The 26,055-nt window shown below is 44.8% G+C and carries 22 protein-coding genes; 16 read left to right on the forward strand and 6 right to left on the reverse strand.

Translation table 11 applies throughout. From position 1 onward, the window contains the following. Window positions 1-41 precede the first annotated feature (41 nt). From AB4507_RS15840 to AB4507_RS15875, 8 genes are all read left to right on the forward strand, one after another. Window positions 42-782: a heme ABC transporter permease gene (locus tag AB4507_RS15840; RefSeq protein ID WP_017068974.1), complete on the forward strand. Its 741-nt coding sequence runs from the start codon at window positions 42-44 to the stop codon at window positions 780-782. 14 nt (window positions 783-796) lie between these two features. Continuing rightward, on the forward strand, window positions 797-1,003 hold the full coding sequence (ccmD, locus tag AB4507_RS15845) for a heme exporter protein CcmD (RefSeq protein ID WP_017060656.1): 207 nt from the start codon (window positions 797-799) through the stop codon (window positions 1,001-1,003). After that, complete coding sequence (gene ccmE / locus AB4507_RS15850; protein WP_017060655.1) at window positions 1,000-1,482, forward strand: cytochrome c maturation protein CcmE; 483 nt, start codon at window positions 1,000-1,002, stop codon at window positions 1,480-1,482. The genes ccmD and ccmE overlap by 4 nt, the downstream gene beginning before the upstream one ends. Further along, window positions 1,479-3,449 (forward strand): heme lyase CcmF/NrfE family subunit, encoded by a 1,971-nt coding sequence (locus AB4507_RS15855; protein WP_372082568.1) that lies wholly within the window; start codon window positions 1,479-1,481, stop codon window positions 3,447-3,449. The genes ccmE and AB4507_RS15855 overlap by 4 nt, the downstream gene beginning before the upstream one ends. A 5-nt stretch (window positions 3,450-3,454) precedes the next feature. After that, window positions 3,455-4,006, forward strand: coding sequence for a DsbE family thiol:disulfide interchange protein (locus AB4507_RS15860; protein WP_017060653.1), 552 nt, complete (start codon window positions 3,455-3,457; stop codon window positions 4,004-4,006). Continuing rightward, window positions 4,003-4,494 carry a cytochrome c-type biogenesis protein gene (locus tag AB4507_RS15865; RefSeq protein ID WP_065583667.1) on the forward strand — a complete coding sequence of 164 codons (492 nt, stop codon included), beginning with the start codon at window positions 4,003-4,005 and terminating at the stop codon, window positions 4,492-4,494. Before AB4507_RS15860 ends, AB4507_RS15865 begins: the two co-directional genes overlap by 4 nt. Continuing rightward, the gene (gene ccmI, locus AB4507_RS15870) at window positions 4,494-5,714 is read left to right on the forward strand and encodes a c-type cytochrome biogenesis protein CcmI (RefSeq protein ID WP_136982081.1); all 1,221 of its coding nucleotides are present in this window, start codon (window positions 4,494-4,496) and stop codon (window positions 5,712-5,714) included. The genes AB4507_RS15865 and ccmI overlap by 1 nt, the downstream gene beginning before the upstream one ends. A gap of 124 nt (window positions 5,715-5,838) precedes the next feature. Further along, the gene (locus AB4507_RS15875; protein WP_136982082.1) at window positions 5,839-6,624 is read left to right on the forward strand and encodes a VacJ family lipoprotein; all 786 of its coding nucleotides are present in this window, start codon (window positions 5,839-5,841) and stop codon (window positions 6,622-6,624) included. An 89-nt stretch (window positions 6,625-6,713) separates the two neighbouring features. On the opposite strand, the gene AB4507_RS15880 is transcribed toward AB4507_RS15875, so the two are convergent. The 4 genes from AB4507_RS15880 to AB4507_RS15895 all read right to left on the reverse strand — a co-directional run bounded on the left by AB4507_RS15880 (window position 6,714) and on the right by AB4507_RS15895 (window position 11,117). Beyond that, entirely contained in the window at window positions 6,714-7,991 is a 1,278-nt protein-coding gene (locus tag AB4507_RS15880; RefSeq protein WP_136982083.1) for an outer membrane protein transport protein, read from the reverse strand. A 296-nt stretch (window positions 7,992-8,287) separates the two neighbouring features. After that, the gene (locus AB4507_RS15885) at window positions 8,288-9,550 is read right to left on the reverse strand and encodes an outer membrane protein transport protein (protein ID WP_065605063.1); all 1,263 of its coding nucleotides are present in this window, start codon (window positions 9,548-9,550) and stop codon (window positions 8,288-8,290) included. A gap of 297 nt (window positions 9,551-9,847) precedes the next feature. Further along, window positions 9,848-10,576 (reverse strand): DUF3379 domain-containing protein, encoded by a 729-nt coding sequence (locus AB4507_RS15890; protein ID WP_136982084.1) that lies wholly within the window; start codon window positions 10,574-10,576, stop codon window positions 9,848-9,850. Then, entirely contained in the window at window positions 10,569-11,117 is a 549-nt protein-coding gene (locus AB4507_RS15895; protein WP_017060646.1) for a sigma-70 family RNA polymerase sigma factor, read from the reverse strand. Before AB4507_RS15895 ends, AB4507_RS15890 begins: the two co-directional genes overlap by 8 nt. 553 nt (window positions 11,118-11,670) lie before the next feature. Between AB4507_RS15895 and fadI the strand changes: the two genes are divergently transcribed. Both fadI and fadJ read left to right on the forward strand, forming a co-directional pair. Beyond that, entirely contained in the window at window positions 11,671-12,978 is a 1,308-nt protein-coding gene (gene fadI / locus AB4507_RS15900; RefSeq protein WP_215403476.1) for an acetyl-CoA C-acyltransferase FadI, read from the forward strand. Beyond that, window positions 12,978-15,194 carry a fatty acid oxidation complex subunit alpha FadJ gene (fadJ, locus tag AB4507_RS15905; protein ID WP_102332825.1) on the forward strand — a complete coding sequence of 739 codons (2,217 nt, stop codon included), beginning with the start codon at window positions 12,978-12,980 and terminating at the stop codon, window positions 15,192-15,194. Before fadI ends, fadJ begins: the two co-directional genes overlap by 1 nt. Window positions 15,195-15,497: 303 nt before the next feature. Here fadJ and AB4507_RS15910 read toward each other — a convergent pair whose 3' ends face one another. Next, window positions 15,498-18,275, reverse strand: coding sequence for an insulinase family protein (locus AB4507_RS15910; RefSeq protein ID WP_102320194.1), 2,778 nt, complete (start codon window positions 18,273-18,275; stop codon window positions 15,498-15,500). Between the two features lie 305 nt (window positions 18,276-18,580). Here AB4507_RS15910 and sixA point away from each other — a divergent pair, with 305 nt between their 5' ends. Further along, window positions 18,581-19,045 carry a phosphohistidine phosphatase SixA gene (sixA, locus tag AB4507_RS15915; protein ID WP_372146261.1) on the forward strand — a complete coding sequence of 155 codons (465 nt, stop codon included), beginning with the start codon at window positions 18,581-18,583 and terminating at the stop codon, window positions 19,043-19,045. A 111-nt stretch (window positions 19,046-19,156) separates the two neighbouring features. Here sixA and smrB read toward each other — a convergent pair whose 3' ends face one another. Further along, a complete protein-coding gene (gene smrB, locus AB4507_RS15920; protein ID WP_017064096.1) occupies window positions 19,157-19,687 on the reverse strand; it encodes an endonuclease SmrB in 531 nt (176 codons plus the stop codon). A gap of 62 nt (window positions 19,688-19,749) precedes the next feature. Here smrB and prmB point away from each other — a divergent pair, with 62 nt between their 5' ends. From prmB to AB4507_RS15945, 5 genes are all read left to right on the forward strand, one after another. Next, complete coding sequence (gene prmB / locus AB4507_RS15925) at window positions 19,750-20,682, forward strand: 50S ribosomal protein L3 N(5)-glutamine methyltransferase (protein WP_017060640.1); 933 nt, start codon at window positions 19,750-19,752, stop codon at window positions 20,680-20,682. 253 nt (window positions 20,683-20,935) lie between these two features. Next, window positions 20,936-21,577: a LysE family translocator gene (locus tag AB4507_RS15930; protein WP_372182949.1), complete on the forward strand. Its 642-nt coding sequence runs from the start codon at window positions 20,936-20,938 to the stop codon at window positions 21,575-21,577. Between the two features lie 534 nt (window positions 21,578-22,111). Next, window positions 22,112-23,569 (forward strand): protein adenylyltransferase SelO, encoded by a 1,458-nt coding sequence (locus AB4507_RS15935; RefSeq protein ID WP_372182950.1) that lies wholly within the window; start codon window positions 22,112-22,114, stop codon window positions 23,567-23,569. 159 nt (window positions 23,570-23,728) lie between these two features. After that, complete coding sequence (locus tag AB4507_RS15940) at window positions 23,729-24,457, forward strand: response regulator (RefSeq protein WP_017060637.1); 729 nt, start codon at window positions 23,729-23,731, stop codon at window positions 24,455-24,457. A 45-nt stretch (window positions 24,458-24,502) separates the two neighbouring features. Continuing rightward, window positions 24,503-25,948: an ATP-binding protein gene (locus tag AB4507_RS15945; RefSeq protein ID WP_372102702.1), complete on the forward strand. Its 1,446-nt coding sequence runs from the start codon at window positions 24,503-24,505 to the stop codon at window positions 25,946-25,948. Window positions 25,949-26,055: the final 107 nt, after the last annotated feature.

Raw genomic sequence — 26,055 nt, forward strand, 5'->3', positions numbered from 1 at the left:
TAATAGCTGTAAGCAATATGAAGTAAGAGTGAGATTATAACATGTGGAAATGGCTCCATCCCTATGCCAAAGCAGAAACCTCTTATCAGCTTGCTGGTAAACTTTTGCCATGGTTTTCGATCCTAGCGCTATTGTGTCTATCCGTCGGTACCGTGTGGGGGCTTGCATTTGCGCCTTCTGATTACCAACAAGGTGATAGCTTCCGTATCATCTACATCCATGTTCCGTCTGCAATCTGGTCGATGGGCGTTTACATGTCGATGGCGATTGCTGCCTTTATCGGTTTGGTATGGCAGGTAAGGCTATCAGACATGGCCGCACTGGCGATGGCACCGATTGGCGCTGTGTTTACCTTCATTGCGTTACTAACTGGCGCAGTTTGGGGTAAACCAATGTGGGGTGCTTGGTGGGTTTGGGATGCGCGTTTAACCTCAGAGCTGATTCTTCTATTCCTATACTTGGGTGTGATCGCACTACACCACGCTTTTGACGACCAAAAAACAGCAGCGAAAGCGGCAGGCATTTTGGCTATCGTTGGTGTCATCAACCTCCCTATCATTCACTTCTCTGTAGAGTGGTGGAATACACTTCATCAAGGCGCGACCATTACTAAGTTCGCAAAACCTTCGATCTCAAGTGACATGCTATGGCCGCTTCTTCTTAACATCTTCGGCTTCGCTTTCTTCTTTGGCGCTTTAACCATGATTCGTTTCCGTAACGAAATCATCAGTAAAGAAAGTCACCGTCCATGGGTTCGCAAGCTTGCGGCTGAAAAAGCGTAGTAGGGTAGGTAATTATGTATTTTGAATCTTTGAGTGATTTCTTAGCCATGGGAGGTTATGCCTCGTATGTCTGGAGTGCATTTGGAATCACATTCCTCGCGATGATCATTTTACTGGTCGTAAGCGTTCGTCGTGGTAAGCAATTACTAAATGAAGTACAAGCTAAGATTGATCGTCAAGCTCGTATCGATGCAGCAAAAAATATGGAGAACACTCTATGAACCCAAGACGTAAAAAGAGGCTGGGCATTGTCTTAGCGATCTTTTTTGGTATCAGTGCGACTGTTGGATTGATGGTTTACGCACTTAACCAGAACATGGATCTGTTCTACACACCAACTGAGCTGGTCAACGGCAAAGATGGTAAAAAGCCTGAAGTTGGTCAACGCCTACGTATTGGTGGCATGGTCGTAGTCGGCTCTGTAAGCCGTGACAATGAATCACTACGTGTAAGCTTCGATTTGGCGGATGTAGGCCCTAAAGTAACAATTCTATACGATGGTATCCTTCCTGATCTTTTCCGTGAAGGCCAAGGTATTGTTGCTCAGGGTGTCCTTAAAAATGCAACGACAATCGAAGCGTTTGAGGTGTTGGCAAAGCATGATGAAGAGTACATGCCTTCTGAAGTTGCGGAAGCAATGAAGAAAACCCATGAGCCTTTGCAATACACGACTGAACAAAAAGAAGGAAATGCTCAATGATAGCCGAGATCGGCCATTTTGCGATGATCCTGTCCTTGGGACTTGCATTGCTGCTAAGCGTGCTCCCATTGTATGGAGCCGCTCGAAATAACACATTATTGATGAACAGCGCACGACCGTTGTCGTGGGGTATGTTCGGATTCTTAGCGATTTCGTTCTTTATCTTGTGTTACGCGTTTTACACAAATGATTTTACGATTCAATACGTAGCAAGTAACTCAAACAGCCAACTACCTTGGTACTACCGAATTACGGCGGTTTGGGGTGCGCACGAAGGTTCATTACTGCTTTGGGTTCTCATCCAAGCGGGTTGGACTGTAGCAGTAGCGACATTCAGTCGTGGTATGCCTCAAGAGTCTGTGGCTCGCGTTTTGGCTATCATGGGGCTGATTACTGTCGGCTTCTTGCTGTTCATTATCGTGACGTCTAACCCGTTCTTACGTACCTTGCCTTTCTTCCCTGTTGATGGCCGTGACCTGAACCCACTACTGCAAGATCCGGGTTTGATTATTCACCCGCCAATGCTTTACATGGGTTATGTAGGTTTCTCTGTTGCGTTCTCTTTCGCAATCGCTTCTCTAATGAGTGGTCGTCTTGATACGGCATGGGCTCGTTGGTCGCGTCCTTGGACAATCGCAGCTTGGTTATTCCTAACGGTAGGTATCGCACTAGGTTCATGGTGGGCTTACTACGAACTTGGCTGGGGTGGCTGGTGGTTCTGGGATCCAGTAGAAAACGCTTCATTCATGCCTTGGTTGGCTGGTACTGCTCTAATGCACTCACTAGCGGTAACTGAGAAGCGTGGCACATTTAAAGCTTGGACAGTACTGCTGGCTATCTCTGCATTCTCGCTAAGCTTACTAGGGACATTCTTAGTTCGTTCGGGCATCTTGGTATCGGTTCACGCATTCGCGTCGGATCCTGCTCGTGGTATGTTTATTCTAGGTTTCCTAGTCTTTGTTATCGGTGGTTCACTGCTGTTGTTTGCTATTAAAGGCGCATCGGTTCGTGTTCGCGGTAACTTCGATCTGGTTTCTCGTGAAAACGCACTGCTTGGTAACAACATCTTACTGATTGCAGCGCTTGTCGTTGTGTTAGTAGGTACGCTACTGCCATTAGTTCACAAACAGTTAGGCTTGGGCTCGGTATCTATCGGTGCACCATTCTTTGATATGTTGTTCTTCTGGTTAATGATCCCGTTCTCGTTCCTGCTTGGTATCGGTCCTCTGATCCGATGGAAACGTGACAACCTGTCTAAGCTTGTTAAACCAATGCTGATTTCAGGTGCACTCTCACTTGGCTTGAGTGCGCTAATGGTTGCTCTACTGGCTGACCGCTTCAGTGGTACTGCGTTTGCTGGTTGGGTAATGGCGTTCTGGATCATCTTCATGCACGGCTTTGAGCTGCATGAGCGTGCGACTCACCGTCATACATTCTTGAAAGGTCTAACTAAGCTACCTCGTAGCCACTGGGCAATGATGTGTGGTCACATAGGTTTAGCCGTGACAGTGATTGGTATCGCGATGGTGCAAAACTACAGCATCGAACGTGATGTACGTCTGGCGCCAGGTGAAAGCTACCAGCTTGAAGAATACAGCTTCCTGTTTACAGGGGTTCGTGACAAAGATGGTCCTAACTACGATGGTTACATTGCTGACTTTGAAATTACTAAAGAAGGCAAATACATCAACACGCTTCACGCTGAAAAACGTTTCTACACCACAGCTAAGTCTATGATGACAGAAGCAGCGATTGACCGTGGCGTAACGCGCGACCTTTACATTGCAATGGGTGAACGTTTAGACGACAACAAATCTTGGGCTGTACGTATCTACTACAAACCATTTGTACGTTGGATCTGGGCAGGTTCTTTGATTATGTCGATTGGTGGCGCTATTGCTATCAGTGACCGTCGTTACCGTTTCCGTAAGCCAATGAAAAAGTCGGCTGAAGAGCAGGAGGCTTAATTCGAATGAACAAGAAGATTTTATTCATTCCATTGATTGCGTTCATGGTTCTAGCTGGAATCTTTGCAACGCAATTAATGCGCAACCAGTCGGGCGATGACCCAACTAAGCTAGAATCCGTATTGATTGGTAAGCCTGTTCCTGAGTTTGGTCTAGAAGACTTAGAACAACCAGGTAAGTTTCATGATCAAGCGATCTTTAAAGGCGAGCCACTGCTTCTTAACGTGTGGGCGACTTGGTGTCCTACTTGTTATGCAGAGCACTCTTACCTGAACAAGCTTGCGGATCAAGGCGTTAAGATCATTGGTCTTAACTACAAAGATGATCGCAACAAAGCGGTTGGTTGGCTAAAAGAGTTGGGTAACCCGTACCTAATTAGCCTGTTTGATGGTAATGGCATGCTAGGCCTTGACCTTGGCGTGTATGGCGCGCCTGAAACTTTCCTAATCGATGCTAACGGCGTAGTTCGCTACCGCCATGTTGGTGACGTGAACCCAACCAACTGGGCATCGACGCTTGAGCCGATGTATCAAGAGTTGTTGGAGGAATCGAAATGATTAGAAAGGCACTGATTACTCTATTCGCTACGTTCGCAATTTCAGCGACTGTTTCTGCTGCGCCTATCGAGTTCCATGAATTTGATACCGTAGATCAAGAACAGCAGTTTAAAGAGTTGAGTAATACGCTACGTTGCCCTAAATGTCAGAACAACACGATTGGTGATTCGAATGCTGAGCTAGCGGTCGACTTACGCCAAAAAGTGTACGAGATGACAAAAGACGGCAAGTCTGAGCAAGAAATTATTGATTACATGATTGCTCGTTACGGTAATTTTGTAACGTACAACCCGCCACTGACCTTAGCTACATCGATCCTTTGGATTGGTCCGTTTGCGGTTGTTGTGTTTGGATTTGGTTTGATTATTTTACGAAGCAGAAAGTCAAAATCAAAAGCAGCAGTAGAGTCAGATAAAGACTGGGATGCAGACAAAGAAGCTCGCTTAAAAGCGTTACTCGATGAAGAGAACGACGGAGATAAGAAGTAATGACTCTATTTTGGATTTCTACCATTATCCTTTCGCTAGCGGCAATTTTCTTAATTGTTCTGCCTTTCATTAACAAGAAGGCAAACAATGACGAGATGCTTCGCGACGAGTTGAATAAAGCGTTCTATAAAGACCGTCTTGTCGAGTTAGAAGTAGAAGCAGAGGAAGGTCTTGTTGATAACCAACAAGAACTGATCGCTGATTTGAAACAGTCTCTGCTTGATGATGTTCCTGCACAAGAAGAGATGAAGAAAACTCAAATCTCTACGCTTGGTGTGGTTGTACCGTCGATCATTCTTGTCGTGGCTGTGACTTATGGTATGTACTTTAAGTTCGGTGCATTGGACAAAGTTCAACACTGGCAAGAAGTGAGCTCGAACCTTCCTGAGTTGTCTAAAAAGCTAATGTCATCGGAAGGTGGTGCACTAACGGATGATGAACTGGAAGATTTGACTCTGGCGCTTCGTACTCGTCTGCATTACCAACCAAAAGATTCAACAGGTTGGTTACTACTCGGTCGTATTGCACTGGCTAACCGTGATGCTGAAACAGCAAAAGATTCTATGGAGCGAGCTTACAAGCTTGAACCTAAGAATGAAGATGTTCAGTTAGGTTTCGCACAAGCACTGATGCTTTCTCCTGATGAAGCTGATCAAAACCAAGCTCGTTTGATTTTGAGCCGTTTGATTCAAAACGATTACGTTGACCTTCGTGTGTTCTCACTGCTTGCGTTTGATGCGTTTGAGCGTCAAGACTACCCAGGTGCGGTGAAGTACTGGAGCATCATGCAGCAGATGATTGGTCCACAAGACAGTCGCTATGAAATGCTTTCGCGCAGTATTGAAAGTGCTCAGAAGAAAATGGGCGACAATATGGGTGTCGACCAAGGTAAGACTGTTGCTGTAACGCTCGATCTATCTGCAGACGTGAATGCTGACCCTAACTCAGTGTTAATTGTTTCAGTACACAGAGCAGATGGTTCTCCAATGCCTATCGCAGCCGCTCGTTACCCACTAGGGACTTTCCCTCGTACTGTTGTTCTAGATGACGGCAACAGCATGCTGGAAGGACAAGAGCTGTCTAGCCTTGAAACTCTGATGGTTAGAGCTAGGCTTGATACAGACGGCAACGTTTCAACTCGCGAAGGCGATTGGTACGGTGAAAGTGAAGTGGTTGAACTGGGTGCTCCAGTTACCATTGATATCAATAAGCAATATTAATCATCACTTTGCATAGGTGTTAGCTATTCCGATTTGCAGATAAACGGTATAGACTTAGCCAAACAATTGAGGCCAGCGATTGCTGGCCTTTTTTATTATTTGAATTCCTTATGGAAAAGGTGATATGTCTGTCAGTGTTTTAAGACTCTCGAGTTTACTTTTTATCGCAAGCTTAACGGTTGGGTGTTCAAGCGCGCCGGACGAAAGTGTTGACGATGATAACCTCGAAACCTCTGAATACGTCGAAGAGTCCCACCCCAATGATCCTTTTGAAGGTTTCAACCGAGCGATGTGGGATATCAACTACGAATATCTAGATCCTTACTTAGTTCGCCCTGTTTCCCTCGCTTATGTTGACTACACCCCTGTGCCAGTGCGTTCTGGTATCTCCAATTTCCTAGCCAACTTAGACGAACCATCAAGCATGGTGAATAACCTTATTATGGGCAATGGTGAAAAAGCACTCGACCATTTCAATCGTTTTTGGATTAACTCAACGATTGGTTTGTTAGGCTTAATCGATATTGCTAGCGAAGCTGGGATCACCAAGTACGATGATAAGTCGTTCTCTGATGCGATTGGTCATTACGGGGTAGGGAATGGTCCGTACTTCATGGTACCGGGTTATGGCCCAGTAACAACGCGCGAAGTGACTGAAACCGTTGATGGTATGTATGTGCCTCTGTCTTTCTTGAACTTCTGGGCTAGCTTAGGAAAGTGGGCATTCGAAGGCATGGAAACACGTGCTCAGTTAGTGTCACAAGAGGCTCTGTTGGATAACTCGCCAGATCCATATGCATTAACGCGAGATGTTTATATTCAACGTCGTGATTTCAAAGCCGAGATTGAACCTGAAGAGGTCGACCTTGAAGAAGAAGACTTCATCGATGGTTATCTAGAAGATTACTAGAAACACGATTTAGAAAATCGATAAAAGAAAGGCTCGATGTTGATGCAACATCGAGCCTTTTTAATATTTTCTACTTTTAGGGCGGTAGATTAGAAGCGGTAGTTCGCTTGGATACCCACTAACCAGATGCTACCAGTCACTTCACCTTCGAAGTCACCACCAAATAAACTCGCTGCAGCATCGGTTTCATGCATTTTAGCGTCTTTCGCTAGAATGTAAGTGAAGCCTGCGTCTAGTGTAAGTTGTTCAGACCATTGGTAACCAGCACCAATACTTAACCAAGTACGGTCTGTTTCTGGGATCGTCGCAGTACGGTGCTCTTCACTTACTGCGGAAGTGTCGTAAGCAATACCAGAACGTAGAGCCAGCTTAGGTGTCATTTGGTAAGTGGTGCCAACTGCAAAGCGGTAGTTATCTTCCCAGTTTTCATTTTTGATTAACTCCGTATTACTGCGATCTGATAGGTTCGCTTCAAGCTTGTCAAAGCTACTCCAATCCGTCCAGTTAATGCTCGCGTGAATCGCAACTTTATCAGTCAGTTGGTGAAATGATGCAATTTCAGCAGTTGCTGGAAGAGTTAAATCCATAGAACCATCGGTTTTGATATCATGCTTAGCAGGGGTAAATAGGTTGAAACCAGCGCCTGTTGCGTATCCTTCGAGAGTAAGATTTACTTCCGATTTATAGGAAAAACCTACGCGGTGACTTTCATTGATCTGCCATGCTGTACCAATTTGCCAGCCCCAAGCGGTATCATCACCTTCCATATATTTTAATGTATCGCCTGCGTCTACGATTCCAAATGCAGGGGCTGTAGCCGTTGCTCCAATACTACCTTCTGCCATGATGTAGCGAATACCACCACCAATTGATACATTTTCAAGTACTTGGTATGCAGCATTTAGGTTCAGTTCCATGCTGATAACGCTTGCTTCATTGCCGTGGTTTGCACCAGCAAAGTCAGTACCTAGGTCGGTTTCCATACCATAGTTGGTGCCTGCAGCGAAGCCCAATGCGAACTTGTCGTTGTACTTATGAGAAACATAAAAACTTGGAATCACAGCACTGTGGGCGAAATCTTTACTACTTGCTGGAGTATTTCCGCCAGAGGTACCGTCGATATTGATGTTAGGGTCAACATAGATAGCACCAACAGAAACCTGAGTGCCTTCTAGGTAAGTCAGCATAGCAGGGTTGCGCCATTGTGCATCTGCACCGTCAGCCATTGCAGCTTCACCCGCGTATGCGCGGCCTAGGCCTGTTGCCGAGTATTCTGCTAGTTGGAAACCTGCCGCGTGAGTTATGGTAGAAGTCGAAAGTAGTCCAACTGCCACTGCAGCAGATAGAAGAGTCTTATTCATTTTCATTATTATGTTCGCTGAATCATAAGTATTTAGTGGCGTGATTCTACTTTTAGAGTCATTACTTTAAAAATGAAATTCGAATAAAACAGTGTTTTAGGGATTTAATGAGTAAATGTGTTTAATTATTAGAGAAATAATCTAAATGTTTCTGCTGTGTTGCGAAGTTTGAGCGTACACTTGTAGTCATATATTGACCTTGCAGGCTACAGTTGTAAGCTTAAATTGATGTAGGTCAGTGGTTTAGGCAATAAAAAAGGGTCGCATTATGCGACCCTTTGAGGTTTATAACCTAGCTTTTATTAGAAGCTACGGCTGTACTGTAGACCCATTAGGATTGCATCTGCACGAGTTGTTGCTGAAATTGACGAAACAACAGAAGTTGATTCATTAACTTTAACATCGTCGCCCATTAAGTATGTGAAACCAAAGTCTACGTTTGACGCTTCGTTGATGTGGTATGTGAAACCAGCTGAGAACCATTGGCGATCTGAATCTGGCACTGAAACTGAAGTTACTTCATCTTGTGCGCTAGTGTCATACATGTAGCCGGCACGAAGTGTCCAATCACGATTCATGTAATATGTACCACCTAGAGAGTAGTGCATACCATTTTGCCATTCGTAATTATTTAGAACACCCGCTTTTTCTGCTTCTAGCTTGTCAAATGAGCTCCAACCAATCCATTGTACTGAATAGTGAACCGCGAATTTAGTATCTTCGATTTTGTGAAAGCCAGAGAACTCAACAATATCAGGTAGAGGCATATAAAGAGTATCATCTTTATATTCAGTGCCTTGGTAACTGATATCTCCTTCAGCTTCAAGTTTCGGAGAGTAGTGATAAGCCAAACCAAAACGGTTGTTTTCATTCAATTCGAAAACAGTACCAAGGTTAAAGCCAACAGCCCAGCCATCTGCTTCAGCGTCAAGAACGGTTTGTCCTGCTTGAGGTAGCAATGGGCTAGGTGGAGTACCAACTTCTGAACTCATTGTTCGTTTCAGCTCGCCTTTACCGTAAATAAGATCAAGGCCAGCGCCGAAGCTCCATTGATCGTTTAAACGGTACGAACCAGCTAGGCCAAAGTTAACACTTTTTACATCTGTAAGACCGCCGTATTCACCACCCACATAGCTATCGCTGAACTCAGTTTTTGTACCAAAGTTCGAATAAGCATTGAAGCCTACAGCAAATTTTTCGTTGATAGGAACAATAAGGTGAATATTTGGAGCTATAGAAGTATCACCAGCATCGTCATAATCAGCATTGCTGGAGGTGCTTCCCATGAAGCCTTTATAGGTAGCATCCTTAACTTCAATCATTGAAGTAATACTTTCAAAACCAAGAGATAGCTCAGTTTTGTCAAATAGTGCCATTGCTGCAGGGTTACGTGCCATTACTGACGCGTTATCTGCGATTACTGCATCACCAGCGAAAGCACGGCCGATGCCGGTTGCTGATTGTGCGTTAAGTTGGAAACCTGCTGCCATCGCTTGCGAAGACGCCAGTGTAATTGTTACTGCTAAAAGAGACTTTTTAAACAGACGCGTGTTGTTGGTAGTCATTCATTTATTCCTTTATATATCCGCCTCTACAGGGCGATTAATTTGAGCAATTGCTCAATGGTGGCTGATCCTATTCGCAAGTATACGATATACAAATCCGACCATTGGGGATTTTGAGTGGAAAATTATGGAAATGACGCCTATCTGGCACGAAAATGGTGTGAAATGCTGTTTTTTAGAGTTTTAACTCTAGAGGTATTGGTGGTGTGAATGGTTTTGTGGTTTATTTATAAATAAAGCCCAGCAATATCAGTAATATAATTGCTGGGCCTTTTGTGACGGGGCTTTAAGAGCGAATTAGCTCATTGGTTTGATCATTTTTGTCAGCTTTTCGGCGATTTTGGAAACATCCTCACCATTTTCACCCACAAGGATTAAGCTACTGCCATCTACGGGTGTTACCGAGCCGGACATGCCTTTTTCATCAAAGTCGATAGGTTTGTCTGTCGAAATACCGGTTAAAAACAGTGTTACTTTGCCTTTTGCGCCTTGGAAGACCATATGTACCGCGTTGGATTTACCAAAACCACAGTGGTTTAGGTAATAGACGTGGTAAGGGAAAGCGTCATCAAACTGAAAAGCAAATGGGTTCATTTTTGCATTGATTTGCTGCGATGTAACCTGTTCATCGATGTTACTAACAAAGCTCTTCTCATCAACAACATGCTTCATCGCCGTATCGACCAAACTAGCTTGCGCAGGTGAAACGAATGCATTTCCCCAATTCACTTGGCCAACTAATAAACCTGCAACGAATGCTACTGAGGCGGCCATTGCCATTGCTCGTCTCGCAAACGTTGGCCTTACTACTTTGCTTTCTTCGCTTGAGGTCTGATTGAACAGAATACGATCAGCAAGATCGTCTGGCACATCCACATTCATCGCAGAGTGGATCTGTTTATCAAGCGCTAGTACATCGTCTAAGAAGTTACTATTGGCTTCGCTATTCGCGGTCGCATCAACAATATCTTGTGTACGTTGTTTAGGTTCCGACAATACACGACGACGAAATTCCAAATCATCCATTATGTTGCCCCCTCTCTGCCTCTTCTGTATCCAACAGCTCTTTCAACTGATTTCGAGCTCTGAATAAACGTGTCATCACCGTGTTTTTGTTGAGATCGAGAATATCGGCAATCTCATCACCACTAAAACCACCAATCACTTGCAAGAAGAGAGGTTCACGGTAATCAATTTCAAGTTTCATGATCTGGGCTTGCAACCACTGATGCTGATGGTGCGGGTCATCACTGACACTAGCATCGTTACCGTGATCGTCGATATCAACCAGATCAAACTGTTTGCGTTCAAAACGTCGAGCGTTCTCGCGTCTCAAGATGGTAATCAGCCAAGATTTGGCGGCTTTTTCATCTTGAAGGCTATCGAGTGACTTCCATGCACGAAGGCAAGTTTCTTGAACTAAGTCTTCGGCAATGCTTTTGTCTTTGCATAACCAATAGGCGTAGCGAAAGAGGTCACGATGATAGGCGCGCACAAGTGCTTCGTATTTTCTTTGTTTGTCCATATCAGAGTTGACCGGACGCTTGGCTGTTTTCTTTCCAAACATTTTTATTATTGACACACGAGCCTCCATAATTGCTCTGCGTATAGCTGTCCTCTATACGTTGTGCTTCGTTTTTATATTTTTAGAGCTAACGATCGGCAGGAAATCGTAAAATCACATTAAAATTGATCTACTTCAAAATCTAAGGCCTCGAACTCGTTATAGTACACCTTGTCGTCTAGTTAGTCATTCGTGGCTAGCATGTTGAGCAAGACGACACTTCCTTTTGAAGGCTGACTTTACTTTCTCCTAATCAGGAAACTGATTATTTCAATTGGCGTTAAGTTAATTGCTTTATATACATTCCGACCACACATCTTTGTGTGGTTTTTTTTTGCCTCAAGAAAACAATCCCCAAACACTGTAGTAACAGTGCCCTTTAACAATAGTTTAGTCTCTTAGGACAACCTTTCACCCCAAAAGGTTCGCCTGAAGGTACAGTTAAATTTTCAAACAGTGAGATACTCGTATCACGTTTATTTAAACGCTTGTTTGATTTAATTAACAACTTCTTTACAATGCTTCAGGTCAGACCTCTTAACTTTAAGGAGAAACCATGGGCAAACAGGAAGTCAAAACCCGTTCTGGAGAACGTGTTGCCGTTGTCGCTGGATTACGAACCCCATTCGCTCGTCAGAGCACTGAATTTAGTCAAGTGCCTGCGGTCGACTTAGGCAAAATGGTCGTGAGTGAAATGCTTGCGAGAACAGATGTCGATCCTGCGCTAATTGAACAAGTTGTGTTTGGTCAAGTGGTACAGATGCCAGAAGCGCCAAATATTGCACGTGAAATTGTGCTTGGCACCGGCATGGATATTAATACCGATGCGTACAGTGTGACACGAGCATGTGCGACCAGCTTCCAAGCGGCAGTTAACGTGACCGAAAGCATTATGGCTGGCACGATTGATATCGGTATTGCGGGCGGTGCGGACTCTTCTTCTGTATTGCCTATCGGTGTTTCGAAAAAGTTAGCGGCAAATCTATTAGCGCTGAGTAAAACGAAAACTATGGGTCAAAAGCTGAAAATTCTTAAAACACTTTCCGTAAAAGATTTGATGCCAGTACCACCTGCAGTTGCTGAATACTCGACCGGTTTATCCATGGGACAAACGGCTGAGCAAATGGCTAAGACGCATGGTATTACTCGCGAAGCTCAAGATGCACTTGCTCACCGTTCTCACTCTTTGGCTTCTCAGGCATGGAAAGAAGGCAAGATTAAAGACGAAGTGATGACGGCATTCCCGGCGCCTTACAAAAAGTATCTAGCGGAAGACAACAACATTCGCCACGACTCAACGGTTGAAGGTTACGCTAAGCTGCGTCCTGCTTTTGATAGAAAGTACGGCAGTGTAACGGCAGCCAATGCTACGCCTCTTACCGATGGCGGTGCAGCAGTGATGTTGATGCGCGAAGGTAAAGCGAAAGAACTAGGCTTAGAAGTGCTTGGTTATATTCGTGGTTATGCGTTCTCAGCGATTGGTGTTGAAACAGATATGCTGATGGGCCCGACTTACGCGACCTCACAAGTATTAAAGAACACCGGTTTAGAGTTGTCAGACCTAACACTGATCGAAATGCACGAAGCATTCGCTGCCCAAGTTTTGGCTAACGTGAAAATGTTCGCAAGCGATGAGTTTGCACAGAAGAATCTTGGCCGCGATAAAGCGATCGGTGAGATTGATATGGAGAAGTTCAACGTGCTGGGTAGCTCGATTGCTTACGGACATCCGTTTGCAGCGACTGGCGCACGCATGATGACTCAAACATTACGTGAACTGAAACGTCGCGGTGGCGGCTTGGCACTGAACACAGCGTGTGCGGCTGGTGGTTTAGGTGCAGCAATGATCTTGGAGGTAGAATAATGTCTACGACTCTTGATGCAACAACAGAAAAAGAAACAGTCGCTCAACCAGATTCAACCTCTGCGACTGAATCAACCAAAAAGAAAGCGACAGCATTTACTCTCAATATCGATGAGCAAGATATTGCTTGGTTAGCGATTGATGTGCCAAACGAGAAAATGAACACGCTGCAAGCGGCTTTTGCTGAAGAAATGAAAGCCATCTTCGAGCAACTCAAAGAAAAGCAAAGCCGAGTTAAGGGCCTAATCGTTCATTCTCTTAAGCCAGATAACTTTATCGCTGGTGCTGATGTAAGAATGCTTGATGCGTGTAAAACGGCTGACGAAGCACAGTCTCTGGCTCGCCAAGGGCAGGAGATGTTCCAAACGCTTTCTGAACTACCGTACCCAGTAGTCGCAGCGATTCACGGCCCATGTTTAGGTGGTGGTTTAGAGCTTGCACTGGCGTGTGATTACCGTGTATGTACCGATTCAGATAAGACTCGCGTTGGTCTGCCAGAAGTACAGTTAGGTCTGTTACCAGGCTCTGGCGGTACACAGCGTCTACCTCGCCTTATTGGTTTGTTGCCATCTCTTGACCTAATCCTTACGGGTAAGCAACTGCGCGCTAAGAAAGCGAAATCGCTCGGTGTTGTCGATGCTTGTGTGCCTGAAACTATCCTGCTTGAAGTCGCTAAAAGCTTTGTTGAAAAGAATACGGGCAGTAAAAAAGGTAAGCGCCTTGCGTCGAAAAGCCAAGCGTCGACCAAAGAAAAGCTGATTTCACGTAACGGCCTTGGTCGTAAAGTGATTTTTGAACAAGCTTCTAAGAAGACCAATCAGAAAACACGCGGCAATTACCCAGCAGCGGATGCGATTTTAGACGTGATTCGTTATGGCCTTGAGAACGGCTTTGATAAAGGTCTTCAGTATGAAGCGAAGCGTTTCTCAGAACTGGTTATGACTTCAGAGTCTAAAGCCCTTCGTTCGATTTTCTTTGCAACCACGGAAATGAAAAAAGAACACGGCGCAGACGCAGAACCCAAAGCGGTTAAGCGTGTTGGTGTGCTAGGCGGTGGTCTTATGGGCGCAGGCATCAGCCATGTCAGTGTTGCTAAGGCGAAAGTGCCTGTACGCATTAAAGACGTATCAAATGAAGGTGTACTGAACGCGCTTAACTACAACTTCAAGTTGTTCGATAAGCAGCGTAAACGTCGCATTCTGAGCCGAGCGGGCCTTGAAAGTAAGATGCTTCAACTGTCTGGTGGTATCGACTTTACGAGCTTTAATCACACCGATGTGGTGATTGAAGCGGTATTTGAAGACCTCGACCTTAAGCAGTCAATGGTTGCGGACATCGAAGCCAATGCCAAGCCAGAGACTATTTTCGCGACGAATACGTCTTCATTGCCGATCCATAAGATTGCGGAGAAGGCGCAGCGACCAGAAAACGTGGTCGGTCTTCACTACTTCAGCCCAGCCGAAAAAATGCCGCTAGTAGAAGTTATCCCTCATGAAACTACGTCAGAAGAGACGATTTCTACGGTTGTTGCATTAGCGAAGAAGCAAGGTAAAACGCCGATTGTTGTGAAAGACACGGCTGGTTTTTATGTGAACCGTATTCTTGCTCCGTACATGAACGAAGCAGCGCATTTACTGCTAGCGAACGAGCCGATTGAAAAGCTCGACAGCACGTTATTGGACTTCGGTTTCCCGGTTGGTCCTATCACTTTATTAGATGAGGTGGGTGTTGATATCGGTGCGAAGATCATTCCGATTTTAGTGAATGAGCTTGGCGATCGTTTCCAAGGTCCTGATGTGTTTGATATTCTTTTGAATGACAATCGTAAAGGCCGCAAGAGTGGTAAAGGTTTCTACACTTACAAAGGCAAGAAGAAGGAGGTGGATAAGTCAGTTTACAAGCTGCTTAAGCTGCAACCAGATCCTAAGTTGAGCGATAACGATATCGCGATGCGCTGTGTGTTACCTATGCTAAACGAAGCGGTTCGTTGTCTAGACGACGGCATTATCCGCAGCCCTCGTGATGGTGATATCGGTGCGATTTTCGGTATCGGTTTCCCGCCATTCCTAGGTGGTCCGTTCCGTTATATGGATCAAATCGGCATTAAGTCACTGGTTGAGATGATGAACGATTTCGCTAAGAAGTACGGTGATCGTTTCGCGCCATGTGATGGCCTACTGACACGTGCTGGATTGGGTGAGTCTTTCTACAAGTAACTCTCTAACTCATTGATTAAGAAGCCCGTATCAAGCAATTGATGCGGGCTTTTCTGTTTTATGAACGAGTGTGAAAGGAATGAGATTCCCGACTCAGTCGTTCCTCCTTCTCGGGAATGATGATTGAGAGATAAAAAGTAAGTTATTGCGTTGATTAGAAAGGTGGTCAAACACACGTCAATCAAAACTACCGTCATCTCCTAAAGCGACGAAGGAGCGTAATAGGAGATCTGCTTTTGGACTGCATCCAATAAAAAAGGTTGATGCTTTCACATCAACCTTATGATTTTCATTCCAGCTTTATCAGCCTAGCTCAGTATCTTTCGGGCGTAACTGAAACTCATCAATAGAGCCAATTTCAACACCTGCTGACAGCTTCTCTTCCTCATTATGAGCATTACCGTGAGCATGCATAATCAGGCGATTTGCCGTGCGTGGTTTTAGCTGGCTAACCACAAAACGCATCATGTCTGAGCGAGTTAACCCCTTAAGGTCTTCCAATACGCGCTCTCTCTGGTTGAACTCAACATCCTTATTGCCTATCGCAACCCATAAGCGCTGAGCTCGCCCTCGCAAAGTCGTATCTGGTGCCGAAATCTGATTCCAGAGACCGCGCTTACTGCTGTGCCATTGATAGTCGTTAAGCTCCAACAGCACCATGTAAAAGGCATTGAGGAACTCATCTATTGAAGCTAACAAGTCAGCAGGGGCGGCATTCGGTGATTGCACATACAACACAATACCAGGGTGTCGGTTGAGCGGCATATTGCCAGTACCGACCATGTAACCTAGCTGCTGCTTGGTTCGTATCTCATGGAAGAAAGTGGCCGACATCAAATGGTTTGCCAATGAATACAGCGCGATATTTTTAGGTGAAATATCAGGGCATTGGTAATAAACCACAATTGCTGAATCATCTTGGTTACACACCACTTCACGTTGGAAGCTGCCGTTTTCACCGAGCATGATGAGCGGACGCAGTGATTCTTCGTAAGCCTGATCTTGAACACGCAGTGCATCTTTTAGCGTTTCAGCCATCTTGTGTGCATCGGCTTTTTTCCAGTCGCCATACACAAACATCTCAACATGAAGTTCCGCCAAGATTGCTTGAACAAAAGAGGAGAGCTCATCGACCTCTATCGTTTCTAGGGCTTCAATTAACACGGAATAGGGCGGGTTATTTGGTTGAAGTATCCCAGTCATTGCATTAAACAACTGCGAAATAGGGCGATCTTGCGACGCGTTGTTCCAGTTTCTGAGCAATTGATGCTTGATGGTTTCGAAGCGTGTTGGACTAAAGTCGCGTGCTTGGAAACGTTCAAGAATCATATTGAGCAGTTGTGGCTGTTTCTCGCTAAACCCGGACAGAGTGAGCGTTACACCGCCCTGATGGGTGTACATGTTGTAGCCCATTCCGGCGATTTCAGCCTGATACGTATCTTTTTCGAGTGAGTCTAAGAACATTTCTACACACAAGCGTGTTTTAACGATATTTCTTGGGCTAGCGACTGAGTGCGGGCTATCGATAGCAACATACACCACACCTTTTGGCACCCGGAATTGATGGTCTTGCAGATGCCATAGCTTAAAGCCATCGAGCTCTTCTAACAGTTGTGGGAACTTAGCGTCACCTTCCAGTTCAGTCGGGTCTAGATCGTAGCAAATAAACGGGTTTTTGCTTGGGAGTTCAAACTGCCAACCGGGGTTAATGCACGTAAAGCATTGAACTTGTTCAGCGCTAAAAGGTGTGACCGAGTAGGGAGTAAAGTACCACTTCGCTTCCCTGTCATACTCGAATCCCTGAGCAACAATGGTAGCTCGCATGTTGTCTACGGTTAAGTAAGGCAGCAAAGAACGCTGTAATTCGTCATCGAAATGCGACATTTTGTAATCGCCATACACCACATCTTGCTCTTGGTAGTGCTGCATGTTGATAACAAGGTGGCTGACGACATCAAGCGGTCTTGCTGGCTCTTGAAAGCGGAAAGCAGACTCTAAAACGGCGCGTTTTTCTAGGTAGCGCCACTCTTCTATGCCTTGTTGTTCGACTAACTTGATGTACTGAAATATCGCTTGGATGATGTTATCGGTTTTGGTTAAACCTTCTATGGTCAATGAGCAACTGACTGTGAAATCACGGTAGTTACTGCCACTCGCGCCACCACCTGCAGAGAGAGATGTTATCCAGCCTTTCTCTTTGAGTTGCATCATCAAACTGCCTTCACCTTCGTAACCTAAAAGGTGGGCAAAGAACGACAAAGGCTTAACGCCGTAGTGTTCGTCCATGCTTGGCATCGGGAAGGTTAAGATCAGTTTGCGCACTTCTTTAATCGGCTCAACGCGGACTTGTACACCCGTACTTAACTCGCCGACAATCGGAACTTCAACCTTTTTGCCTTGTAGGTTGTGATTGGTGATTGAGCTAAAGCGATCCTCAACCCAGCTTTGCATCTCATCTAACGACTGATTGCCAGACAGTGTCAGTGTCATCAAGTCAGCAGAGTATTGTTGCTGGTGGAAAGCCAAGATCTCTTGTCGAATCGTCTCGCCGTTTCTGTCACCCAACGTATCGATATTACCGACAGAAAACTTCGAGAATGGGTGATTGTGATTCACCAGTTCTTTGGTAACTTGGTACAAGCGTCGTGAGTCGTCGTTGAGTTTCATCTTGTATTCGGAGTCAACGGCTTGGCGTTCTTTGTCTAACGCTTCTTCGTTGAAAAGGGGAGCGGTAAAAAATTGGCTGAAGCGATCGAGTGCGGTTTCAAAGGCATTCAATTCAACATCAAAAAAGAAGCAGGTGTGCTCTGTTCCTGTCCAAGCGTTGTTGCTACCGCCATGCTGGCTGATAAAACTTTGGAACTCTCCGACCTTTGGATACTTTTCAGTTCCCAAAAATAGCATATGCTCTAAGTAGTGAGCTAAACCCTCTCGGTCTGTAGGGTCATCAAAATGCCCCACATTGACGGCTAATGCGGCTGCTGCTTTTTGAGCATTTTGATCCTGAACTAACAGTACACGTAACCCGTTATTTAAGGTTATGTAGCGGTATTGATGTTCATCATTTGGGCTTAAGTGCACAGGAGCATCTCCAGAGAAGGTGGTTTTTAAATTATGTACCCGATGATTCGGCGTGCAAACCTTGTGATCATATTTTGGGATATGAAGTGCTTTTTGGCGATTTCTAAATCACTTTTATCGATTTTTATCAGTAATTTATTTTCTTTTAACAAGATTGTTAAGAAAGTCGAACTCTTTGGCAAGTGACTTGATATAATTATTTATATTGACTGCGGTTTCTCTGGATTGAGAGCCAAACCTAAGTAGCGTTTCGCTGATATATGGGATATATCGACTTTCGACATGTTACGAAGACAGGATTGAACATGAAAATATTCATTATGCGCCACGGTGAAGCAGAACATTTTGCCAACTCGGATGCAGAAAGAGCGTTGACCAAGCGCGGGAAAATGGCTTCTCTTGCCGTGGCACAAGCTGCAAATGAGCAGGGGATTAGTCAATTCGATAAAGTGCTGGTGAGCCCATATTTAAGGGCACAAGAAACGTGGTTAGAGATCTCTCAGGCGTTTTCTGGAAAGAAAGTAGAAACCTTTGATGATATTACGCCTTATGGAATGTCCGACGATGTGTTTGATTTGACCTTAGCAATGGCTGAAGTAGAAAAACTAGAGACCATTTTATTTGTTTCTCATTTACCTCTAGTTGGCTACCTAACTGCAGAGTTTGCAACAGGCATGGCGCCGCCTATGTTTCCCACTTCGGGCCTAGCGTGTATCGACTTCAACCTTGAGACACAAAAAGGTGAGTTGCTTTGGAACATCAATCCATAAGCTCGTTGAGCTCTGTTTGATGACAAAGTTGCAGACAATTAGAAAGGGCATCTCAATATGATTGGGATGCCCTTTGTTGTTTTTTGGTGAGAGAGAGTTTGTTAACCAGAATTACTTCTCAGGAACCGAAAGCAAGACTAACAGCGCGCCATTGCCGCCAAACTCTAACGGCGCTTGGTGGAAAGCCATCACGTCTGGGTGCTGTGCTAACCACAAAGGCACCTTCTGTTTAAGGATGTGTTTACCGATACCGTGTTGAACACAGGCACACGCCACGCTCTCTTTCACGCAGTGCGCAATCATCGCGCCAAGCTCACGTTTGGCTTCTTGTTGAGTCATACCATGCATATCGAGATACACGTCAGGCACGTAGACACCACGACGGAGGCGCTTGACCTCATATTTAGAGACATCATCACGCGCATAACGCGTCGGACCGTCTTCGCTAAGATGCGGAATGAACTCATCCGAGAAATAAAACTCGCTATCACTGGCTTGTCTTGCCGTTCGAGTAATTTCTTTTTGCTTGGCATTTCTTTTTGGCTGCTGGACTATGGTATCCTGTTGCAACTTTTTAACGCCCTTTACTGCATCGTTGAACAGGGCGAAATCGTCATCGAAGTCGGTGTCTTTTTTGCTCATCAGGTTATGAATTCTAATTAGAAACGTAATTAGCAGTATTGTAGCGCTTTTCGGAGACAATTTTGGATAAGATTTTTGTAGAAGAAGCGGTATCAGAACTACACACGCTTCAAGATGTGATTCGTTGGACTGTTAGCCGCTTTAACGCAGCGGGCCTATTTTATGGTCACGGCACTGATAACGCGTGGGATGAGGCAGTACAACTTATCTTACCTACTCTTTATCTGCCGATTGATGTTCCTTCGCATGTGATGAACTCTCGTCTAACGAGCAGCGAACGTCTACGTATTGTTGAGCGCGTAATCAAGCGTATTAATGATCGTACACCAACGGCTTACCTAACCAACAAAGCTTGGTTCTGTGGTCTTGAGTTCTTCGTTGATGAGCGCGTTCTTGTGCCTCGTTCTCCAATTGGTGAGCTGATCGAAGCTCAATTCCAACCTTGGTTAACTGAAGAGCCAACTCGCATCATGGATATGTGTACGGGTAGTGGTTGTATCGCTATTGCTTGTGCTCACGCATTCCCAGACGCTGAAGTAGATGCGATTGATATCTCTACTGACGCATTGCAAGTTGCAGAGCAGAACGTTCAAGATCACGGCATGGAGCAGCAAGTGTTCCCAATCCGTTCAGATCTTTTCCGTGATTTGCCAAAAGAGAAATACAACCTGATCGTATCTAACCCACCTTACGTGGACGAAGAAGATATGAACAGCCTGCCAGATGAGTTTACTCACGAGCCAGAACTTGGCCTAGCAGCGGGTACAGACGGTCTGAAATTGGTTCGTCGCATCTTAGCTAATGCACCAGACTACCTAACTGACGACGGTATTCTTATCTGTGAAGTTGGTAACTCAATGGTTCATATGATGGATCAGTACCCAGAGATTCCATTCACTTGGATTGAATTCTCTAACGGTGGTCATGGCGTATTCATGATCACTCGTGAGCAGCTTGTTGCTTGCGCTGATGAGTTCTCTATCTACAAAGACTAGGTTTCAATTATTAGGTTAGTGCCCCTATCTTAGGGCTGTAAGCTTAGAACCTGACATCTAGTAAGACGTTCGATTTGAAACGTTTTTATTTAAACGCCATGCAGCAATGCATGGCGTTTTTTATTGCCTAGATTAAAGATGTTTGCATTTATATCGAAGACGTTAAGCGCAATATTTAGTTGATTAATATGAGGGCTTATTACATATTGGTGTTTAATATTTAGTCGTTTTAGTGAGTTAAGGAGGATTCACGATGAGCTTTGATACATGGATTTATTATTTATTAGCGGTGCTAATTTTAACGGCATCACCAGGCCCAAGTTCTTTATTGTGCATGACCAAAGGTGTGCAATCTGGCTTTAAATTATCGATATTTACTGCCTTGGGGAGCTTAACTGCGATTACTGGTATTTTAACTTTATCGTTTACCGGGCTAGGGGTAATTATTGCTTCGTCTGAAGTGGTATTTAATGTCATAAAATGGACTGGTGCAGCTTATCTGATCTTCCTCGGTTGGAAGTCTCTGCGCTCTAGCCAACAAGATTATGACAAGTTATCGGATCAACAAGGCGGTGCTCAATCTGTCAAAGAAAGCGCTGCGCAGCATTACTTAAGTGGCTTTATTGTTGGCGCGAGTAACCCCAAAGCAATTCTATTTTTTTCCGCACTTTTTCCGCAATTTATTGCCCCATCGATCGCTCTGGTTCCACAGTTCACCGTGTTTGCTTTGACCTTCACCGTGATGGAATTATCTTGGTTAATGGTGTATGCCTACTTGGGCGCGAAGTCGTCAAATTGGTTGTTTGCTAAAGGCCGAGCCAAGGTATTCAATCGTGTCACTGGAGGTGTCTTTATTGGGGCTGGTGCACTGCTTTCAACGACCAGTCGAGCATAGCTTTTGATTTATCAAATAGTTGAATAGTTACAGAAGTTTCTTGGTGTTGTAATAAAAGGTTAATATTAATGTGCTTGCTGCTTTTGGCGAAAAGCCGATATATTGTAGTTACACCATCACGTTCTCAAGGAGAGACATATGCAGCATCAAGAAATGATTCAACACAGTAACTTTGGCGTAATCAGTCGTACTTGGATTTTCTCTACCCTTTCTCTAGTGGGTATTCTTGCTCTAATGTAGTCAGCTTCATGGCTCTATAGTTTTAGTTTTTATTATGAAATCACTTGTTAAAAAGTCTTCAAAGTCAGAACTCTTTCTCTTATAAATGTGGCTTTTCTCATCAGGCTAGCCACTTAACTTTTTCTTAGTCATCTTCTTCTAGCAAGCATCCCCCAGTAATTTACTCCTAGTCACCACTTTCTTCTTGTGGAATGGTTTATCACCTTACCTCTATAAACAAGCGCCATCGCACTTCTGAAGTTGTTACGAAACTGTGATAATCTTAAGTTATCTTTTATCTACAGTGTATCTCTCATGTCTGTCTGGGATTCTATTTCATTTAACAATCGATTTACTGCATTACCTCGACTGTTCTATACCCCAATTCAACCTACACCGCTCAGCAATGTCCAATGGCTCGCATGGAATCATAAGCTTGCGGATGAACTCGGTTTTTTGTCATTTGATGATGCTTCCGAGGAATTGCTTGAAACGTTATCTGGCAATGTTGAACCTGAGCAGTTTTCGCCTGTAGCAATGAAATACGCAGGCCACCAGTTTGGTTCTTATAACCCGGATTTAGGTGATGGAAGAGGGCTGTTATTAGCTCAAATTGTCGCGAAAAGTGGCGAAACGTTCGATTTACACCTTAAAGGTGCCGGTAAAACGCCCTATTCACGTATGGGCGATGGACGCGCTGTTATTCGATCAACCGTTCGTGAGTACTTATGTAGCGAAGCGATGGCAGGGCTCAATATCCCAACCACTCGCGCGTTGGCTATGATGACCAGCGACACATCGGTATATCGAGAGAAGCAAGAGTGGGGCGCATTGTTGGTGCGTGCTGCCGAATCACACATCCGTTTCGGTCACTTTGAACATCTGTTTTATACCAATCAGTTGGCTGAGCATAAGTTGCTGGCCGATAAAGTCATTGAATGGCACTTCCCTGAGTGTCTCGATGAAGAGAAACCCTACGCTGCTATGTTTAATCAGATTGTTGACCGTACCGCGGAGATGATTGCGTTGTGGCAAGCGAATGGTTTTGCTCATGGCGTGATGAACACCGATAACATGTCGATCATCGGGCAAACTTTCGATTATGGTCCGTTCGCGTTTCTTGATGAATATGACCCAAGATTGATCTGTAATCACTCGGATTACCAAGGTCGTTATGCTTTTAACCAGCAGCCAAGAATAGGGCTTTGGAACCTGTCGGCACTGGCTCACTCACTTTCTCCGCTGGTGGATAAGGCCGACTTAGAGGCGGCTTTAGAGCAGTACGAACCGCAAATGAACGGTTACTTTAGTCAGATGATGCGTCGTAAGTTGGGGCTACTTTCGAAACAAGAAGGCGACAGTCGTTTGTTTGAATCTATGTTCGAGCTGATGTCGCAAAACAAAGTCGACTACCCAAGGTTCTTTAGAACGCTATCGAACCTAGACACCTTGTCGCCACAAGAAGTGATTGATCTGATAATTGATCGAGAGGCAGCAAAACTGTGGGTAGATAACTACTTACAACGCTGCGAATTGGAAGATAGCTCAGTGGTCGAGCGCTGCGAAAATATGAGACAGGTAAACCCGAAATACATCCTCAGAAACTACCTAGCTCAGCTAGCGATAGACAAAGCAGAGCGCGGTGATAGCAGCGATATTGACGCTTTGATGGTGGTACTGGCAGACCCTTATGCGGAACACCCGGATTATGAATACCTTGCGGCTCTACCTCCTGAGTGGGGTAAAGCCATGGAGATCAGCTGCTCTTCATAACCAACCAATAGCGGATTAAGCCCTAAAGATTCAGATAGAGGTCACTAAGTTGTGATCTTTATCTGTTTGTTCTTCTAACTTTACAAACATGTCAATAATCAAACAATCGGCCAGCCTATACACTATGTGAATAAGTTGTAAATTTAATAGGTTTGGGCGATGCCAACAAATACTCGAATTCTCGTGGTGGATGATGATCAAGAAATCCGCGAGCTGCTGGAAGAGTACCTTACAAAATCTGGTTTCGATGTTTCTTCTGTGGGAGATGGTGTTGAACTAGAAGCTCATCTGCAAAACCAAGGTTATCCAGATCTGATTCTGCTTGATGTGATGCTACCCGGTGACGATGGTTTTACCTTGTGTCAACGCGTCCGTAAGCAATCGAATGTGCCTATCATCATGCTGACTGCCGTATCGGATGAAACCGACCAAATTATCGGCTTAGAAATTGGTGCTGATGATTACATTGCCAAGCCGTTTAGCCCTCGTCAGTTAATGGCGCGTATCAAAGCGTTGTTGCGCCGCGTTCAAGTGGTGGATGACAAGACAAGTGATGCATTGCCAAAACAGATTGTTTTTGGTGATTGGACGCTTGATACGTTAGCGCATCGAATTTCCCACAATGAAAACTCGGAAGAGATGGATTTGTCGGGCAGTGATTTTTCTCTGTTGATGTTGTTCTTAACTCGCCCTAACGAAGTTCTCGACCGTGACACTATCTCATTCGCGACCAGAGGCCGTGAAGCGTTGCCTTTTGAGCGAGGCATTGATGTGCAGCTTAGTCGTCTGAGAAGCCGATTGGGCGACAGTGGCAAGTATCCTCACTACATCAAAACCATGCGCGGTAATGGCTATATCCTCGCTGTGCCTGTTCAGTATGAACACTGATAATCAAGTGATGTTAATGAGCACCTCGGCAATGAAGTATTTCCTATGAACGGGTTGAGTCGGTTAAAGCCAAACTCTTTGGTTGCCAGAACATTGTTACTGACCTTGTTAGCTGTGGTGATAGCTCAAGGTATCGCAACGTCTATTTGGTATAGCGAATCCAAACACAAAGAACTGGAGGGGATTCGTTCTGCCTCTTCAAGCATGGCCAATATGTTTGCCTCGACGGTGACTTTCTTCCAGTCTCTGCCCGTTAAATATCGCCATATCGTGTTGGATCAAATCCGCAATATGGGCGGTACGCGCTTCTTCGTTTCTTTCAATAAAGAGGCGTTGATTGTCGAACCGATCCCTGATACCCGTTTAAAAACCGCCTCGATTGAAGCGATAGAAAGTGTTTTGAGTAGCAAGCTCAATAAAGTCGAATCAGTGCGGGTTGATTTCTCTCGCCCTGAACATCTTCGTTTGCTTAAAAATGACATCTACTTGAGCGATCTCCCACGATCGTGGGCACATCATACTTTAACCTTAGAACCTCTTAACCCTCCTATTCTGGTTGTTCAGATAGAATTAGCCAGTCATGAATGGGTGTATATCGCCGCGTTGTTGCCTGCGCCTTACGTCAAACTCGACGATACGATTCTCGGCAGAGAACAGGTGATCTTCTTAGTTTCCTCGACCCTCATTCTTTTGGTTTTGACTTACTTGATGATTCGTCGGCAAGTACGCCCTCTTAAAAAATTAGCAAGAGCGGCCAATGAGATGAGTATGGATATTCAGCAGCCGCCACTTAACGAAGAGGGGGCTACTGAGCTGGTGACGGCGACCCGAGCGTTTAATCGAATGCAACAACGGATTCGTCGCTATGTTGCCGACCGTGAGCACCTTTTCTCTGCAATCTCACATGATTTAAAGACACCAATAACACGGCTTAGATTGCGTGCAGAGTTGTTGGAGAGTGAAGTAAAGAAAGACAAATTCAACAAAGATCTCGATGAGCTTGAGATGATGGTTAAAGGTGCTTTGCAAGCGGTAAGAGACACCGATCTACACGAGAATAATGCCATTATTGACCTCAACGAAATGGTACTTGCAGTGATTGAATCTCATAACCAGTATCAGACAAAGGTTGAGTTCGAGCCGGTCGTCATTGAGCCATTGGTCGCTAAACCACTGGCGATAAAGCGTGTACTCACCAACTTAATCGACAACGCGGTTAAGTATGGTTCCTCAGCAGTTGTTGAAATCAGCGGTGATGATCTTTGGGTGGTCGTGACCATTCAAGACCGTGGTCTCGGTATTCCAGAAGACAAGCTAGAGTTAGTTTTTGAACCTTACTTTAGGTTAGCAACGGATGATCAAGGACACGGTCTTGGCCTCGGGATCTGCCGAAATATCCTGCATGGACACGGCGGAGATCTCATTATTCGCAACTCCTCTCAAGGTGGCTTAGAAGCCAAAGTCTATATCCCAACAGGCCTAGAAGTCTAACGTAACAATTATGTTACATAGGGCTTACCTTTTGTTTCAATCCTAAAAATCAAAATAAGTAGACTCTTTATTGAACCGGACGTCGAGTCCGCTAAAACATGGAAGAT

This window comes from Vibrio sp. 10N.222.54.A3 (assembly GCF_041474095.1).
In the GTDB taxonomy this organism is placed as follows: domain Bacteria; phylum Pseudomonadota; class Gammaproteobacteria; order Enterobacterales; family Vibrionaceae; genus Vibrio; species Vibrio crassostreae_C.